This is a genomic window from Pseudomonas sp. SJZ077 (genome assembly GCF_007993905.1).
GTDB classification, from domain to species: Bacteria; Pseudomonadota; Gammaproteobacteria; order Pseudomonadales; family Pseudomonadaceae; genus Aquipseudomonas; species Aquipseudomonas mandelii.
In genome coordinates, this window is sequence record NZ_VIUJ01000003.1 from 210,941 (window position 1) to 226,023 (window position 15,083).

Below are 15,083 nucleotides of genomic sequence, written 5' to 3' on the forward strand. Positions count from 1 at the left end.
ACCCGGATTTTCTACTTCTGTTGTAATTTTTAATGGCACGACGCAATAACCGACAACCATTTTTTAATGGCTGACTGGCAACACGTCATCCATATGCACATTCAAAAGGATATGAATATGCAAAAGCCTCCAAGGCCAGGTTCTCTTGATATTCGCACGCCCATCCATACGATAGGCGTTGCTCCGGACCACATGACACCCGCGCCTCTAACATCAAACATTGTCACAACGGGTCCACACGGGCACGGAATACCTGTTTATTACCAAAATCTCAATACCATTAAAGCCACCTCCCAAGCGCTGGAGCAAGAATATCAAACCAAGTCCAGCCAATTGCCGCAAACCATTGAAAATGAACTGGCCGCCACTCGGCTTGAGGGTCCAACTGATCCACTTCCACCTGCACAATCGATAATTCGCGAACTGGATGTACGAAACAGACTCACTGCTCGAAAAACAGCCGAGTTCCACAATAAAACAGCTATTGCCCATTCTTTTTATGGAGGAGATCCATTTAACAGGCACATCAACGAATTCATGAAGAAGGCTACAACTATCGAAAAGAGGCCTACACCGGACGGCGCTGCCATGCAGGCGTTGTTTCAGTCTCTTCGGGCGGCCCACGATGCAAGATTGTTGGCTCAAGGTCTCGAATTGCTCAGGCAGCAAAACGTCAATGTTCAGAACTTCCTCAGTGCTGTGCAGGCCAATGAGCAAGCCCAGCGAGCAGCTGCAGAGTTGCTACGCGTAAATGAGGAAGCAGCAATCCGGGCTCGAGAACAACAGAGACTTGCAGCATTGGAAAACGCGCAGCAGGTCGCTGCGGAACAGGCTCGTCTTGAAGCGAAAGCTCAGGCTCAGGCTCAAGAACAGGCACGTATTGCAGAATTGAATACAGCCCTGGCCGAGGCTGAGGCTAATGCGAAAGCAGCTGCTCACCATTTCGCAGCCGAACAGGCTCGTCTCCAAGCTGAAATGGAACAGCAAATCGAGCAGATACAAAGGCAGCTAGAGACGGAAAGACAGCGTCTGGAGACTCGCCTCAAAGTCATTGATTCAGCTACTGCCGTGGCTCAACGCCACGTTCAACGGGTGAATCTGATAGTTCAGCAGTTGAAGGAAAGGCAAGCGCAAGAGCGCGAGCGGCAACAGGGTCGTCTGACGGCAGAGGATGAGACTCGACGAAAACTTGAGCAAGCCCGCCTCTCGGGGTCAGAGGAAACGGAGGCCAGGTGGCAAAGCCCTACGTTTGCCAATGTCGGTTCGACCGCAGCATTCGGCCCAGCGTTTACCGGCACGACCGGAACTATCGGCAATAGCCCTGCGACCTCTCTGGCGTTAAAGACCGCGCTTCGCACAGCCGTATCCGCTGTCACCGCAACTCTTGCGACAGCAGCCGCTCCAGTTCTCGTAGGATTCGCCGCCCTTTTCGCTCCATCACGGCTTGGTAACGGTGATCTGTTTTCTGTCAGTGTTCCGCTGTCAGAACTTTCGCCAGTTCCAACTGCCCATCTGTACGAACAAGCAGTCGCCGGGGGAACAATCGACCTGCCGGTTACCCTCGGTTCGAAGTCAATAGGTCATAGGGTTGAGATCGTCGTTGTCACCACAGACGGCGTGACAGTTCCCGCCAGTGTGCCGGTGAATCTGGCCCACTTTGATGCTGGCAAGAATGTTTACGTATCGGGCAGCACTGTCGCCAACGGTCCAGTCATCACTTGGACACCGTTGGTGGAACCCATAAACCCCTCGACTGATCTTCCGCTGTCCGAAACAGATCTGCCGATCTATGAAGGCGCTACTGTCACTCCCAACACCGGACGAGTGAATCCATTTCCAGAGCTGGATCGCTACGGGTTTGGCGGATTCATCACCGTCTTTCCGATCGACTCAGGCCTTCCACCGATCTTCACCCTGCTCAGGGATCGACGGCAGGATCCTGGTATTGCCAGCGGCGCGGGTCAGTCGGTTTCAGGAAATTGGTTGGGTGCGGCCGCGACACTGGAAGGCGCGCCGATACCCAAGCAGCTTGCGGATAAACTTCGTGGGAGGGAGTTTTCGAGTTTCGATGCTTTTCGGAGAGTGTTTTGGAGGAAGGTGGCGAATGACGAGCTTCTGATGGACCAATTCTCCTTCTTCAACAAGATTGATATCAGGAGAGGGCTTTCTCCAAGCGCTCTGCCATCAGAGCAAGTGGGTGGACGGCAAAAGTTTGAAATTCACCACATCAAGCCAATCAGCGAAGGTGGTTCGGTCTACGATCTAGATAATCTTCGAGTACTAACACCAAAACAGCACATCAAAATCCACTCCAAAAAAGGAGATAAATGAGATGACCTTTCAAAAAAAATTCGAAGAATACACAGAATCCGAATATGTAAGCCTAATAAACCGATTAATTGAAGGTGACTACTCATCGGAGAAAGAACACGACGCAATTGTCGACCACATCGTAAGTACTTCAGAGCATCCAAACGGAACAGGCATTTTGTATTATCCCGACACGGGCGTTGAAGACAGCCCTGCCGGCGTACTAAAAGCCATCAAGGAATGGCGAGCCGCCAACGGCAAACCAGGCTTCAAACCCGAAGAATAAACATAAGGGAGCAAGCATTCATGCTTGCTCCCCTTACACTCTTAAATCGAATACCTCTGCAAATTCCCCATCATCTCTTTAAGCGCCTCAATATTGTCCTTCGGATGCGCCGCCCCTTCGAAATCACAAATCTGCTCCCACTGCGCCGCCACATCCTCCGGCGAGAAGCCCACCCGCGGATCAAACCCGGCGCCCAGGCTGCGTTCCCAGCGCACCTTGCCCATCCAGCCGCCGCCGACTTCAAACAACCCGGACGTTTCCTGGCAGTTTTCACTGGCCAGGTACACCACCAACGGGCTCACCAGTTCCGGCTTGAGTTGCTCGAACACTTGCGGCGGAATCAGGCCTTCAGTCATGCGGGTGCCACCCGTCGGTGCGATGGCATTGACCAGGATGTTGTTCTTGCGACCTTCGATGGCGAGTGTGCGGGTCAGGCCGTAGAGGCCAAGCTTGGCCATACCGTAGTTGGACTGACCGAAATTGCCGTAGATGCCCGAGGTCGATGCGGTGAAGATCACCCGGCCGTAGTTCTGCTCGCGCATGTGCGGCCAGGCGGCGCGGGTGACTTTGTAGGCGCCTTCGACGTGGACGCGGTAAACCAGGTCCCAGTCGGCGTCGTCCATTTTGTGGAAGGTCTTGTCGCGCAGGATCCCGGCGTTATTGACCACGACATCAATGCGGCCGAAGGCGTCGAGGGCATGCTGTACGATTTTGTCGCCATCGGTAACGGAGTCGTGGTTGGCTTCGGCGATGCCGCCCGCCTCACGAATTTCCGCCACTACGCGGTCGGCTGCCGAGGCGTTGGCGCCTTCCCCTTGCGCCGAGCCGCCGAGATCATTGACCAGCACTTTGGCGCCCTGTTTGGCGAACAGCAGCGCGTGAGCCCGGCCCAGGCCACCGCCGGCCCCCGTGACGATCACAACTTTATCTTCGAAGCGCACAGACTCATTCATGGGGGGAACTCCAGCAGACCAGGGACAATACGTCCGAGTGTCAGGCACCAGGCTGCTGGTCACAATAAACACAGGTAAAGCTGAATAGTGCTTGATAAGGCTGGGGGATAGTCAGGAACAGGCCGCCCTGCGCGGCGGAGAAATCAGCCGATCCCGAAACGCCTGATAATGCTTGAGCACCTGCGCCGGCGCTTCAGTCTGCGGGTAATGGCCAATATCAGGCAGCAGCACCGTGTCCGGGTTGGGGACCAGTTCCCGATAGCGCTTGACCATGTGCGCACCGGAAATCGGATCGACTTCACCATCGATGACCCGCAGCGGAACCTCGCCACGCTGCATGGCGCTGACCCAACGCTCGCGCTGAACACGCCGCTCAGGAATATAAGCGATGAGCTTATGCATGATTCGCGGGCCGTGATTGCTGTCGATCAGGCCCCAGAAATCGTCCATCTCGCTTTCGGTTGGTCGAGTGTGCGGACCAAATATCTGCCGGAAACTTTTCACCAGTCCGTCGCGGGTAAAAGCTCTCCCGATCATCCAGCCCAAGGGGCTGAGCAACAGTTTTTGCATCAACACCGGGCGATGGGTTTCAGGAAACAGGCCGCCGTTGAGGAAAACACAACTGGCGATATCGACGCGCGTCTCGTAATGCCGGGCCAACAGTTCCTGAGCCACGCTGTCGCCATAATCGTGGGCCAACACATGCACCGGCTGTTCGACGTTCAGGTGCGCGAGCAGCGCCTGTTGCAGATCGGCCTGCTCCAACAGGCTGTATTCATGGTTGACCGGTTTGGCCGAGTCGCCGAAGCCGAGCATGTCGCAGGCAATTACCCGATAGCGCTGCGCCAGCGGTTGCCACAAGTAATGCCAGTCCCAACTGGCGGTCGGGAAACCATGGATGAGCAGCAACGGCTCACCCTGCCCCGCCGTCCAGTAATGGATGGTCTGGCCACGGAATACGAACGTCTGGCCGCGCTTTCGCCAGACACACAGGGGGATCTCGGCAAGTGCCATTAGAATTTATAACCCGGGTCTAGTTGATCGAGTTTGCGCAGCAACGCCGGCCAGGCCAATGCGCCGCCCATCCCTTGAGCACTTTTGGTCACGCCGGCAATCATCGCCTTGGCGCCCGCCAGAATCTGCGGCTCGATAGCAATCAGCTCGGCGCCACCATTCTGCGCCAGCACCTGGATATCGCAGGCGCGCTGAAAGGTGAACATCATCAGGAACGTGTCGGCGATGGTGCTGCCACAGGTCAGCAGGCCGTGGTTGTGCAGCATCAGGAAATTGTTTTCACCCAAGTCGGCTTGCAGGCGCGCCTTCTCTTCATGGTTCAGGGCAACGCCTTCGTAGGCGTGATACGCAAGGCTGGACAGCACAAACAATGACTGCTGACTGATCGGCAGAATGCCCTGCTTCTGTGCCGACACCGCCACACCCGCAGCGGTGTGAGTGTGCAACACGCACACCACATCGTGACGCACTTCATGTACGGCGCTGTGAATGGTGTAACCCGCCGGGTTGATTTCGTAAGGGCTGTCCATCAGCTTGTTGCCGGCCTGATCGACCTTGACCAGACTCGACGCAGTGATCTCGTGAAACATCAGCCCGAACGGGTTGATCAGGAAGTCTTCGGTGCCCGGCACCTTGGCCGAGATATGCGTAAAGATCAGATCGTCCCAACCATGGGAGGCCACCAGACGATAACAGGCCGCCAGGTCGACGCGGGTCTGCCACTCGGCGGCACTGACCTGGTCTTTGACACTCTGGGGGGATTGGACGGGAGCAACTTTCACGGCAAGGACCTCCTGTTCTTATAGTTTTACTGTCGTTACCGCAGTCTAGTCGCCCCCGGATTTCGCGTAGTTGCATTGGCAGCCAGCTTGGTGGCCTAACGAGTCAGTTCAGGAAAAAGACTGGATCCATGTCAAAGGACCGCCGCCAACAAGGGGGCGGCAAACAGGTTCAAAAGCCCTGTCAGCACCATGACCAGCCCCGCGACCGAGCCTTCCTCACCGCCCACTTCATGGGCCCGACTGACACCGGCACCGTGCGCGCCGACGCCAAACAACGCACCGCGCGCAAGGGCGCTGCGCAACGGCAGCCACTTCAGCAGAATGCCGCCGAGCATCGCCCCGAACACGCCAGTGAACATCACGAACACCGCCGTCAGTTCCGGCACGCCACCGAGGTCGTGAGCCAGCGGCATGGCAAACGGCGTGGTGATGGAGCGTGGCACCAGCGACATCGTCACCGAACTGTCCAGCGCCAGCGCCTTGGCCAGACCGAACGAGGTGCCGATGGACGCCGCACTGCCCGCCAGCATTCCGAGCAACAACGCCGACCAATACCGCATCAGCATCTGCCGCTGTTGCCAGATCGGCACGGCGAACGCGACGGTCACCGGCCCCAGCACCCACATCAGCCAATGGGTGTTGCTCGAATACTCCGAGTACGCGGTATGCAGCGGCACAGCGAGGGCCAGCAGCAGCGCCGGAACCAGAATCAGCGGCGACAGCAGATAACGCCCGGTGCGCCGGTAGATCCAGCGACTGAATAAATAGGCCGACAGCGTGAAGGCCAGCCAGAACATCGGCATCAGCTCAAGCTTCATGGGACCTCCGCAACCGCACCACCCCTTCCACGGTAAACGCGGTGACCAGCATCACCATCAGCGTACTCACGCCGATCACCAGCAGAATCCGCCAACCGTCGTCGCGCATCAGGCTGCCGTAATCGAGCAGGCTCATCAGCGCAGGAATAAAAAACAGCAGCATCTCGGCCATCAACAGGCCGGCCCCCATTTGCAACGCCGCCGGTTTGATCCCGCCAACCGCGAAAGCCAGCAGCAACAGCGCTATGCCGATGACGCCACCCGGGATCGGCCAAGCCAACCCCGCGGCAATTTCGCAGCCGAGCAGGTAGATGCCGAGCAGCACGGCCAGTTCAGCGGTCAATCGAGCCAGGCGTTTGAAGATGGATGAATTCATGGTTTCGGTCCTCACAGATGCTCATTTTACGGAGCGGGCTGCTATCCCCGAAACGAATTGTTAGACTCGACTCTATTCCAATCTGGAATCAGGCGCATGGAATTCAAGCAGCTACGCAGCTTCGTCGAAGTGATGCACCAAGGGGGTTTTACCCAAGCCGCCAAGACTCTGCACATCAGCCAATCGGCGGTGAGCAAGCAAGTCGCCCAGCTGGAACAAAGTCTGGGCACACCGCTGCTCGAACGCCTGGGTTCGCAACTGCGCCTGACCGCCGCCGGCAGCGTGGTGCTGCAACGGGCCGAAGGCATGCTGCGGCTGCGCAACGAGTTGCTCAGCGAGCTGGACGATTTGAGCCAACTGGCTCGCGGGGAATTGCGTCTGGGACTGCCACTGTTGGGCAGTGATGCGCTGTTCGCCGGGCTGTTTGCCGAGTACCGGCGGCGCTACCCGAACATCAGCATTCAGTTACTGGAGGGCGGTAGCCTGAACATCGAACAGGCGGTGTTGAGTGGTGAGCTCGAACTCGGTGGCAGTCTGTTGCCGAAGGATCCGCAGTTCGCCTTTCAGCCTTTCTGCGATGAGCCGCTGGATGCGCTGCTGCCCGCCGATCATCCGTTGGCGACCAAGACAGTGATCGGACTGGAGGAATTGGCCGATACGCCGTTTCTGCTGTATCAGCGCAGCTTCGTGCTCAACGACCGGTTGCTGCAGGCTTGTCATCAGCTGGGGTTCACACCCAAGGAAGGTGGGCGCAGCGGCCAGGCGGATTTTCTTGCCGCACTGGTGGCCGCCGGCCAAGGCGTGGTGCTGCTGCCCAGCGTGGTGGCGCGTGGGCTGGTGAGGCCAGGCGTGGTGCGCCTGACCTTGAATGCCCCGGATTCGTTACGCTGGGACATTGCCTTTATCTGGCGGCAGGGGGCGTACTTGTCGAAGGCTGCACAAGCCTGGCTTGCCCTGCTGCGCGAGCGGCCGGTCAGCTCCGCAGCACCCTGATCAACTCGGCCAGCCAAGGCTCGGCATCGGTTTCCGGAGTCACACTTTCGCTGGCGTCCAGACGCAACATCGGCAGCACTTCACGCAGGCCCAGTTCGGCGAACAACTCACGCATCTGCTCGCCGCCGCCGCAGAACGTATCGCCGTAACTTGCATCGCCCAAGCCGATCACCACCCCCGGCAAACCGCGCCAGGCAGCAGGTAAATGGTCACGGATCATCGAATACAGGGGTTGCAGGTTATCCGGCAATTCACCCATGCCGGTGGTCGACGTCACCGCCAGAAATGCTTCCGGGCCGAAGGCCTGGACATCGGCCAGTGTCGCGCGCGGGTTGTGCCAGGTTTCGAAACCCGCGCCGTTTAAAAGAGAGGCGGCGTGGCGGGCAACTTCTTCTGCCGTGCCGTACACCGAGCCGGAAATGATGGCAACTTTCATCAATCGATCCTGAAGCTGTAAAAGACACAGATATTAACAGCACAGGCTCGTTTGATCTTTTAGAATGCAAATCCCTATCAATACGGAAAGGATTCTCCGATGATCAACGCTCAACTGTTGCAAATGGTAATCAACGCCTCCAACGACGGCATCGTGATTGCCGAAAAGGAAGGTGACCAGGACAACATCCTGATTTACGTAAACCCGGCGTTCGAGCGGCTGACGGGTTACACCAGCGAAGAAATTCTTTACCAGGATTGCCGTTTCCTGCAGGCCGGTGACCGGGATCAAAAAGAAGCCCTCACCGCGATTCGCAAAGCGTTGACCCTTGGCGGCTCCTGCCGGGAAATCCTGAGAAACTACCGAAAGGACGGCACCCCGTTCTGGAATGAACTGTCCCTTTCTACAGTGAAGAACGAAAGCGATGGGCAAACTTATTTTGTAGGCGTGCAGAAAGACGTTACGGTGCAGGTCAAGGCACAGCAGCGAGTTGCGCAACTGGAAGCACAATTGGCTGAGATGCAGGCCGAGCTTGCCGCGCTTAAAGCGACGAACGGTAAAAACAAAACAGCGAATTAATGGTCATTAACTACAATCACCGATGACTTTGTAACTATTCCTTTCGAGCAAGCCATGCAACGCGACGCACTCCTGACACAGGATGAGCTGGATTTCATCCAGACCATGCAACACAACCCCCAGCTCAATGTGCGGGATGCGACGTCGAGTCTGCTCGTCAACGGTGGATCGCAAATCCGTGATTTGCTCACGCGCCTGGCTGCCCATGAGCAAGTCACCATCCAGGCCAATTTCGAAAACCAGCAAATGACCTTTCCGCTGCATCTGGTGGAAGACGAATTTCATGCGCTGCATTTGCGTCTGGGCGTGCCGAGTATTTATGAAGACGGGCCAATGGTACGACCATGGCGCCTGACGCTTGAAGAGCCGGTGGCGCTGGAAAATGCCAAAGGCCAGCCCGGCACGATGTGGGTGCATGAAATATCGTTCAAAGGGGTTTTGCTGGAAGTTCGCAACAAGACCAAACCGCCCAAACACTTCGCGTTGTGGTTCAGTCCGTCAGGCTATGAGCGGATTGCATTGCGCGGCACCTTCGAGCGTGAAACCGAGCAAGGTTTCTACGCTTACGAATTAAGCCAGAGCGACAAGGATGAGACCGAACGTCTGCGTCAGTACATCCTTCAGCAACATCGTCTGACACATCCCGCCCTGCACATCTGATCTCAGGTATCCAGGTTTCCTGCCAGGAACTGTTTCAAACGCTGACGCATCACCATCCCCTCATTTCCCAGACAACCGATCGACGATCCGGCCAGGCTGTCCTGTGCCAGGTCCGACGCATCGCCAGCCAGCAGCAACTGACAATCCAGGCTCAAGGCCAGTCGATTCAGACGTCGAGGCAACTCGGGGGCCGGCGCGTGGTTGGACACCAGCACCAGTGCCGTGGGCTTGATACGCTCGCAAACCAGGGTCAACTCGTCGAAGGGCTGACCGATCGACAGCAGTTGAATAGCCGAGTCGACACTGCTCAGGTACAGCGCCGTGACCAGCACTTCGAGTTCATGAGCCTGATCGGCCAAGGCGCAGACAATCACGCGTCGAGGCTGCATGACGCGCACCAGCAACATGCGCTGCAACACGCGAGAACGCAGGAAACCATCCAGAAACAGCCATTCGCTGGTCTGACCGAACGCGTGATGGCGCTGCAGCATCAGCTTCCAGATCGGCATCAGGATGTCCTGGAACACCACGGTCAGGGGGTAACTGGAAAAAATCTGTCCATAGACTTGCTCCAGCTTAACCTCGTCAAACGCCGTCACCGCCACCTGAACCTCCTGCTGCCACTGGGCGTAGTCGGCTTGAACGAGTTCGTCGGGAATGATTTTCGCCAGGGCTTTGAGCGGCTCGGTCTTGGCCAGTATCTTGCCGACCTTGCTGACCGCGACGCCGCGATCAATCCAGCCGAGAATGCTGCGGACCTTTTCGATATCCGCCATCGAGTACAGCCGATGCCCGCTTTCGGTGCGTGTGGGCTGAATCAGGCCATATCGTCGCTCCCATGCCCGCAACGTAACGGGGTTGATACCCGTCAGGCGCGCTACTTCACGGATGGGAAACAGCTCTTCCTGTTCCAGTGCAGCTCCTCGCTGCAAATCTGGGACACCTTCAGTCAGGACAGGCATGTGGCAATTGAAGTCCGCGCGCAAAATTGGATCCCATTCTAACTCTTCCACCCCATGCTTGTTCAAGACTGATAAACGACGAATGTCGCTGGCGTATCCGTCAGAATCAGGAATAATCCTTGCTTGTCTCAAGACGCAGCCCATCACCCCGGCGCTGCGCCTGGCGAAACTCCTACCCGGAGTGACGCATCTGTTATACGGAGATTCACCATGTCTACCTCACCCGTCACGCTGATGGTTGCGCGCCGCGTCGCCGATGGGCGTTATCAGGACCTGATGGCCTGGTTGCGCGAAGGCGAACAACTGGCCACCGACTTCCCCGGTTATCTCGGCTCAGGTGTGCTCGCTCCGCCGCCCGGCGATAACGAATTCCAGATTATTTTCCGCTTTGCCAACGAGCAAACCATGCACGCCTGGGAGCATTCCGCTTCGCGTACCGCATGGCTGGCGCGCGGCAGCGATCTGTTTGCGCACAAGACGGAACATCGCGTGAGTGGCATTGAAGGCTGGTTCGGCGCGGTCGGCCAGCGCCCACCCCGCTGGAAGCAGGCGGTGGCAATCTGGCTGGCATTCTTTCCGGTTTCCCTGCTGTTCAACTTTGTATTGGGGCCGTTGCTCGACGACATGAGCCTGCTGCCCCGCGTGCTCATCAGCACCTTGTGCCTGACGCCGTTGATGGTCTACTTCTTCATTCCGCTATCGACCCGCCTGCTGGCCAGCTGGTTGAACAGCACGCCAGCACGCCCGTTGCCCGCCAAGCCCACTCCCCAAAACCACTGATCCCCCTTGTGGGAGCCCCGCAATAGGTGAATGCCGCTGCGCGCTGGTATAGTTTTGCTCTTACCGCGACGCGAGCCGTTCATGACCTCTTCCGCAGCTCCGATCCTCATCACCGGTGCCGGCCAGCGTGTCGGCCTGCACTGTGCGCAACGTTTGCTCGAAGACGGCCATCCGGTGATCTTCAGTTACCGCAGCGAACGCCCAGGCGTGCAGACATTGCGCGACCTGGGCGCCACCGCGGTATTTGCCGACTTCTCCACTGAAGCGGGGATCCTCGCGTTCATCACCCAACTGAAAACCCACACCGACAGCCTGCGAGCCATTGTCCACAACGCTTCCGAATGGCTGGCCGAAACCCCGGACACCGACGCCGAGGCCTTTACCCGCATGTTCAGCGTGCACATGCTGGCGCCCTACCTGATCAACCTGCACTGTGCCGACTTGCTCGAACGCTCAAGCCCCGCCGACATCGTGCACATCAGCGATGACGTGACCCGCAAGGGCAGCAGCAAACACATTGGCTACTGCGCCAGCAAAGCCGGGCTCGACAGCCTCACCCTGTCCTTCGCCGCGAAATACGCGCCGACAATCAAGGTCAACGGTATCGCGCCAGCCCTGCTAATGTTCAACCCCGACGACAACGCGGCATACCGCGCCAAGGCCCTGGCCAAGTCCGCGCTGGGCATCGAACCCGGCAGCGAAGTGATCTACCAGAGCCTGCGTTATTTGCTCGACAACCCTTATGTCACTGGCACGACCCTGACCGTCAATGGCGGACGGCACCTCAAATAAGCAGCCCCCGCGAGGATGTTCCATGACGTTATCCCTGCACCAGAACGCCCTGTCCGAGAGCTATCGCGAAATTCTCATCGGTCTCGGCGAAAACCCCGACCGCGAAGGACTGCAAGACACCCCGGTTCGCGCAGCCAAAGCCATGCAGTACCTCTGCCACGGCTACGACCAGAGTGTCGAGGAGATCGTCAACGGCGCACTGTTTGCGTCAGACACCGACGAGATGATCATCGTCGCCGACATCGAACTGTATTCGTTGTGCGAACATCACCTGCTGCCCTTCATTGGCAAGGCCCATGTGGCTTATATTCCGACGGGCAAGGTGCTGGGCCTGTCGAAGATCGCGCGGCTGGTGGACATGTTCGCCCGCCGCCTGCAGATACAGGAAAACCTCACCCGACAGATCGCCGATGCGGTGCAACAGGTGACTGACGCGGCCGGTGTCGCGGTGGTCATCGAAGCCAGGCACATGTGCATGATGATGCGCGGCGTCGAGAAACAGAATTCGACCATGAACACCTCGGTGATGCTCGGCGCCTTCCGCGAGTCGAGCACCACCCGCCAGGAGTTCCTGCAATTGATTGGACGGAGCAAGTAGCAATGCCACAACTTCAACCAGGAATGGCACGCATCCGGGTCAAGGACCTGTGCCTGCGGACCTTCATCGGAATCAACGAGGATGAAATCCTCAACAAGCAGGATGTACTGATCAACCTGACCATCCTGTATGCCGCTCAGGAAGCGGTGCGTGACAACGACATCGATCACGCGCTGAATTACCGGACCATCACCAAGGCGATCATCGCCCACGTGGAAGGCAATCGCTTCGCCCTGCTCGAACGCCTGACCCAGGAGATCCTCGATCTGGTCATGGCCAACGCGTCGGTGTTGTACGCCGAAGTTGAAGTCGACAAACCCCACGCCCTGCGATTCGCCGAGTCGGTGTCGATTACGCTCGCTGCAAGCCGCTAAGCTTCAAGCTTCAAGCTTCAGGCGTTAAGCTACAAGCCATCGCAACCCATCTTGCAGCTTGAAGCTTACCGCTCGAAGCTGCCTCGCAGAGGCCCACATGACCGATCAACAACGCCTGGAACTTGAAGCCGCCGCCTTTCGCCGGCTGGTCGCCCACCTGGACAGCCGCAAGGACGTGCAGAACATCGACCTGATGAACCTCTCGGGCTTCTGCCGCAACTGCCTGTCCAAGTGGTACAAGGCCGCCGCCGACGAACGCCAGATCGAGGTCAGCCTCGATGACGCCCGCGAAGTGGTTTACGGCATGCCTTACGCCGAGTGGAAAGCCCAATACCAGCAAGAAGCCAACGCCGAACAACAAGCGGCGTTCGCCAAAGGAAAACCCAATGAGTGATTTGAACACCCTGCGCGCCAGCCTCAAGAGTGGTGAGCATGTTTTCGCCGACACCCTGGCGTTCATCGCCACGGGTTACGACTACCAGCCTCAGGCTTTCAACAACGGCGGCGTGGAAAACGCCGCCGGGCAGAACGAAGGTTCGTGCAAGACCCTGGGCCTGGCGCTGCTGGAAGGCCTGACCGATGAAGAGGCGCTGTTGGCCTTTGGCGAGCATTACCGCTCGGTCGTGGCCACGCCTGAAGGCAACGACCACGGCAATATCCGCGCGTTGATTGCGCAGGGTCTGGCGGGCGTGAAATTCACCCAACAGCCGCTGACTCGCCGTTAATCAAAGTCCGCGAAACACTTCACGAGCGACACAGAACCTGTGGCGAGGGAGCTTGCTCCCGCTGGACTGCGTAGCGGTCCCTCTTTTTTGGGGCCGTTGCGCGACCCAGCGGGAGCAAGCTCCCTCGCCACAAGTTACGCTTTGCCTGCCCATCTCTTATTCGCACACATCCCGACTTTTAAGATTGACCCGTCCACTTTATTTCGTTTGCCCCCACCCACTGCTCACGGCTTAGATAAAAAGAAGCATCCCTTCTTCAGAGTCGGTCATCCATGAGCAGCGAAACCATCAGCCAGTCGATCAACGTCGTTCATCCCGTCACGCTCAGCCACGGCAAAAACGCCGAGGTCTGGGACACCGATGGCAAACGCTACATCGACTTCGTCGGCGGCATCGGCGTACTGAACCTCGGCCATTGCCATCCGCGCATCGTCGAGGCCATTCGCGAACAAGCCACGCGGCTGACGCACTACGCGTTCAACGCCGCACCGCATGTGCCCTACATCGAACTGATGGATCGCCTGACGGCGTTCATTCCGGTGGACTACGCTGTCAGTGGCATGCTCACCAACAGCGGCGCAGAAGCGGCGGAAAACGCCCTGAAGATCGTCCGCTGCTCGACCGGTCGCACGGCCGTCATTGCCTTCGACGGTGCCTTTCATGGCCGCACGCTCGCCACCCTCAACCTCAACGGCAAAGTCGCACCGTACAAACAGAAAGTCGGCGCGCTGCCGGGGCCTGTGTATCACCTGCCCTTTCCAAGCAAGGACAACGGCGTGACCTGCGCCGAAGCGCTGAAGGCGATGGATCGACTGTTCAGCGTCGAAATCGACGTCAATGACGTGGCCTGTTTTATCGTCGAACCGGTTCAAGGTGAAGCGGGATTTCTGGCGATGGATGTCGAGTTCGCACAGGCGCTGCGCAAGTTCTGCGATGAAAAAAATATTCTGCTGATCGCCGATGAAATCCAGTCCGGCTTTGGCCGCACCGGCGAGCGTTTTGCCTTTTCGCGCCTGGGCATCGAGCCGGACCTGATCCTGCTGGGCAAAAGCATCGCCGGCGGCGTACCACTGGGCGCGGTAGTCGGGCGCAAGTCGCTGCTCGACACCTTGCCCAAAGGTGGACTGGGCGGCACCTATTCGGGCAACCCCATCGCCTGCGCCGCCGCATTGGCAACGCTGGATGAAATGACGGATGCCAACCTGCAAGCCTGGGGGTCGCAACAGGAAGAAGCGATTGTCAGCCGTTACGAGTCCTGGCGCGCAAGCAAACTTTCACCGTATCTGGGTCGTTTGACCGGCGTCGGTGCGATGCGCGGTATCGAGTTGACCCATGCCGACGGCTCCCCCGCCTCGGCGCAGCTCACACAATTGCTGGCGTTGGCGCGTGACGCGGGTCTGCTGTTGATGCCGAGCGGCAAATCACGGCACATCATTCGGCTACTGGCGCCGTTGACCACCGAGTCGGCGGTGCTGGAGGAAGGGCTGGATATCCTCGAGGCGTGCCTGGCAAGACTGTCCTGACAGCGAAGTGCGTTCCGGGACTGACGTAGCGAATTAAGTTCGCTTGTGGTCCCGGAATCGACGTCGCAATACTGACCAAAGACCCTTTTACCTAGCGAGAACATCACCACCGACAAGCTGAG

Annotated in this window: 19 protein-coding genes; 12 read left to right on the forward strand and 7 right to left on the reverse strand. The window is 58.1% G+C overall.

What is annotated here, in order from left to right; all coding sequences use genetic code 11:
• Positions 1–117: 117 nt before the first annotated feature.
• Together FBY01_RS07890 and FBY01_RS07895 are read left to right on the forward strand one after the other, a co-directional pair.
• Positions 118–2,331, forward strand: a complete 2,214-nt coding sequence (locus FBY01_RS07890) for an S-type pyocin domain-containing protein (protein ID WP_256664400.1) — start codon at positions 118–120, stop codon at positions 2,329–2,331.
• A 1-nt stretch (position 2,332) separates the two neighbouring features.
• Positions 2,333–2,596 carry a bacteriocin immunity protein gene (locus tag FBY01_RS07895; protein WP_145306943.1) on the forward strand — a complete coding sequence of 88 codons (264 nt, stop codon included), beginning with the start codon at positions 2,333–2,335 and terminating at the stop codon, positions 2,594–2,596.
• 41 nt (positions 2,597–2,637) lie between these two features.
• On the opposite strand, the gene FBY01_RS07900 is transcribed toward FBY01_RS07895, so the two are convergent.
• The 5 genes from FBY01_RS07900 to FBY01_RS07920 form a co-directional block, all read right to left on the reverse strand.
• Positions 2,638–3,549, reverse strand: coding sequence for an SDR family oxidoreductase (locus FBY01_RS07900; protein WP_010463212.1), 912 nt, complete (start codon positions 3,547–3,549; stop codon positions 2,638–2,640).
• 111 nt (positions 3,550–3,660) lie between these two features.
• The gene (locus tag FBY01_RS07905; protein WP_010463214.1) at positions 3,661–4,563 is read right to left on the reverse strand and encodes an alpha/beta fold hydrolase; all 903 of its coding nucleotides are present in this window, start codon (positions 4,561–4,563) and stop codon (positions 3,661–3,663) included.
• A complete protein-coding gene (locus FBY01_RS07910) occupies positions 4,563–5,345 on the reverse strand; it encodes a class II aldolase/adducin family protein (RefSeq protein ID WP_010463216.1) in 783 nt (260 codons plus the stop codon). The genes FBY01_RS07905 and FBY01_RS07910 overlap by 1 nt, the downstream gene beginning before the upstream one ends.
• 131 nt (positions 5,346–5,476) lie before the next feature.
• Complete coding sequence (locus FBY01_RS07915) at positions 5,477–6,163, reverse strand: LrgB family protein (RefSeq protein WP_010463218.1); 687 nt, start codon at positions 6,161–6,163, stop codon at positions 5,477–5,479.
• Positions 6,153–6,539 (reverse strand): CidA/LrgA family protein, encoded by a 387-nt coding sequence (locus FBY01_RS07920; RefSeq protein WP_145306945.1) that lies wholly within the window; start codon positions 6,537–6,539, stop codon positions 6,153–6,155. The genes FBY01_RS07915 and FBY01_RS07920 overlap by 11 nt, the downstream gene beginning before the upstream one ends.
• A gap of 96 nt (positions 6,540–6,635) precedes the next feature.
• Here FBY01_RS07920 and FBY01_RS07925 point away from each other — a divergent pair, with 96 nt between their 5' ends.
• Positions 6,636–7,532, forward strand: a complete 897-nt coding sequence (locus tag FBY01_RS07925) for a LysR family transcriptional regulator (protein WP_010463222.1) — start codon at positions 6,636–6,638, stop codon at positions 7,530–7,532.
• Here FBY01_RS07925 and FBY01_RS07930 read toward each other — a convergent pair.
• The gene (locus FBY01_RS07930; RefSeq protein WP_083375008.1) at positions 7,513–7,968 is read right to left on the reverse strand and encodes a flavodoxin; all 456 of its coding nucleotides are present in this window, start codon (positions 7,966–7,968) and stop codon (positions 7,513–7,515) included. The genes FBY01_RS07925 and FBY01_RS07930 overlap by 20 nt on opposite strands.
• 99 nt (positions 7,969–8,067) lie before the next feature.
• Here FBY01_RS07930 and FBY01_RS07935 point away from each other — a divergent pair, with 99 nt between their 5' ends.
• The gene (locus FBY01_RS07935; RefSeq protein WP_010463226.1) at positions 8,068–8,547 is read left to right on the forward strand and encodes a PAS domain-containing protein; all 480 of its coding nucleotides are present in this window, start codon (positions 8,068–8,070) and stop codon (positions 8,545–8,547) included.
• Between the two features lie 54 nt (positions 8,548–8,601).
• The gene (locus FBY01_RS07940; protein WP_010463228.1) at positions 8,602–9,207 is read left to right on the forward strand and encodes a hypothetical protein; all 606 of its coding nucleotides are present in this window, start codon (positions 8,602–8,604) and stop codon (positions 9,205–9,207) included.
• A gap of 2 nt (positions 9,208–9,209) precedes the next feature.
• Here FBY01_RS07940 and FBY01_RS07945 read toward each other — a convergent pair whose 3' ends face one another.
• Positions 9,210–10,169: a MerR family transcriptional regulator gene (locus FBY01_RS07945; protein ID WP_102594611.1), complete on the reverse strand. Its 960-nt coding sequence runs from the start codon at positions 10,167–10,169 to the stop codon at positions 9,210–9,212.
• Positions 10,170–10,379: 210 nt separating this feature from the next.
• Here FBY01_RS07945 and FBY01_RS07950 point away from each other — a divergent pair, with 210 nt between their 5' ends.
• The 7 genes from FBY01_RS07950 to FBY01_RS07985 all read left to right on the forward strand — a co-directional run bounded on the left by FBY01_RS07950 (position 10,380) and on the right by FBY01_RS07985 (position 14,961).
• On the forward strand, positions 10,380–10,949 hold the full coding sequence (locus FBY01_RS07950) for an antibiotic biosynthesis monooxygenase (RefSeq protein ID WP_010463233.1): 570 nt from the start codon (positions 10,380–10,382) through the stop codon (positions 10,947–10,949).
• Positions 10,950–11,030: 81 nt separating this feature from the next.
• Positions 11,031–11,741, forward strand: coding sequence for a dihydromonapterin reductase (gene folM, locus FBY01_RS07955; protein ID WP_010463235.1), 711 nt, complete (start codon positions 11,031–11,033; stop codon positions 11,739–11,741).
• Positions 11,742–11,763: 22 nt separating this feature from the next.
• On the forward strand, positions 11,764–12,339 hold the full coding sequence (folE, locus tag FBY01_RS07960; RefSeq protein ID WP_010463237.1) for a GTP cyclohydrolase I FolE: 576 nt from the start codon (positions 11,764–11,766) through the stop codon (positions 12,337–12,339).
• A gap of 2 nt (positions 12,340–12,341) precedes the next feature.
• On the forward strand, positions 12,342–12,713 hold the full coding sequence (folX, locus tag FBY01_RS07965) for a dihydroneopterin triphosphate 2'-epimerase (protein ID WP_007970304.1): 372 nt from the start codon (positions 12,342–12,344) through the stop codon (positions 12,711–12,713).
• A gap of 97 nt (positions 12,714–12,810) precedes the next feature.
• Positions 12,811–13,107, forward strand: coding sequence for a DUF1244 domain-containing protein (locus FBY01_RS07970; protein ID WP_008150700.1), 297 nt, complete (start codon positions 12,811–12,813; stop codon positions 13,105–13,107).
• Positions 13,100–13,438, forward strand: a complete 339-nt coding sequence (locus tag FBY01_RS07975; RefSeq protein WP_077750181.1) for a HopJ type III effector protein — start codon at positions 13,100–13,102, stop codon at positions 13,436–13,438. Before FBY01_RS07970 ends, FBY01_RS07975 begins: the two co-directional genes overlap by 8 nt.
• 272 nt (positions 13,439–13,710) lie before the next feature.
• Entirely contained in the window at positions 13,711–14,961 is a 1,251-nt protein-coding gene (locus FBY01_RS07985) for an aspartate aminotransferase family protein (RefSeq protein ID WP_145306947.1), read from the forward strand.
• Positions 14,962–15,083 lie beyond the last annotated feature (122 nt).

Bases quoted from the DNA above. Each gene is read 5' to 3' on its own strand.
- folE (WP_010463237.1), top strand. From the start codon at position 11,764: ATGACGTTATCCCTGCACCAGAACGCCCTGTCCGAGAGCTATCGCGAA.
- FBY01_RS07985 (WP_145306947.1), top strand. From the start codon at position 13,711: ATGAGCAGCGAAACCATCAGCCAGTCGATCAACGTCGTTCATCCCGTC.
- FBY01_RS07975 (WP_077750181.1), top strand. From the start codon at position 13,100: ATGAGTGATTTGAACACCCTGCGCGCCAGCCTCAAGAGTGGTGAGCAT.
- FBY01_RS07920 (WP_145306945.1), bottom strand. From the start codon at position 6,539: ATGAATTCATCCATCTTCAAACGCCTGGCTCGATTGACCGCTGAACTG.
- FBY01_RS07905 (WP_010463214.1), bottom strand. From the start codon at position 4,563: ATGGCACTTGCCGAGATCCCCCTGTGTGTCTGGCGAAAGCGCGGCCAG.
- FBY01_RS07930 (WP_083375008.1), bottom strand. From the start codon at position 7,968: ATGAAAGTTGCCATCATTTCCGGCTCGGTGTACGGCACGGCAGAAGAA.
- FBY01_RS07895 (WP_145306943.1), top strand. From the start codon at position 2,333: ATGACCTTTCAAAAAAAATTCGAAGAATACACAGAATCCGAATATGTA.
- FBY01_RS07940 (WP_010463228.1), top strand. From the start codon at position 8,602: ATGCAACGCGACGCACTCCTGACACAGGATGAGCTGGATTTCATCCAG.
- FBY01_RS07890 (WP_256664400.1), top strand. From the start codon at position 118: ATGCAAAAGCCTCCAAGGCCAGGTTCTCTTGATATTCGCACGCCCATC.
- FBY01_RS07970 (WP_008150700.1), top strand. From the start codon at position 12,811: ATGACCGATCAACAACGCCTGGAACTTGAAGCCGCCGCCTTTCGCCGG.
- FBY01_RS07945 (WP_102594611.1), bottom strand. From the start codon at position 10,169: ATGCCTGTCCTGACTGAAGGTGTCCCAGATTTGCAGCGAGGAGCTGCA.
- FBY01_RS07925 (WP_010463222.1), top strand. From the start codon at position 6,636: ATGGAATTCAAGCAGCTACGCAGCTTCGTCGAAGTGATGCACCAAGGG.
- FBY01_RS07915 (WP_010463218.1), bottom strand. From the start codon at position 6,163: ATGAAGCTTGAGCTGATGCCGATGTTCTGGCTGGCCTTCACGCTGTCG.
- FBY01_RS07950 (WP_010463233.1), top strand. From the start codon at position 10,380: ATGTCTACCTCACCCGTCACGCTGATGGTTGCGCGCCGCGTCGCCGAT.
- FBY01_RS07935 (WP_010463226.1), top strand. From the start codon at position 8,068: ATGATCAACGCTCAACTGTTGCAAATGGTAATCAACGCCTCCAACGAC.
- folM (WP_010463235.1), top strand. From the start codon at position 11,031: ATGACCTCTTCCGCAGCTCCGATCCTCATCACCGGTGCCGGCCAGCGT.
- folX (WP_007970304.1), top strand. From the start codon at position 12,342: ATGCCACAACTTCAACCAGGAATGGCACGCATCCGGGTCAAGGACCTG.
- FBY01_RS07900 (WP_010463212.1), bottom strand. From the start codon at position 3,549: ATGAATGAGTCTGTGCGCTTCGAAGATAAAGTTGTGATCGTCACGGGG.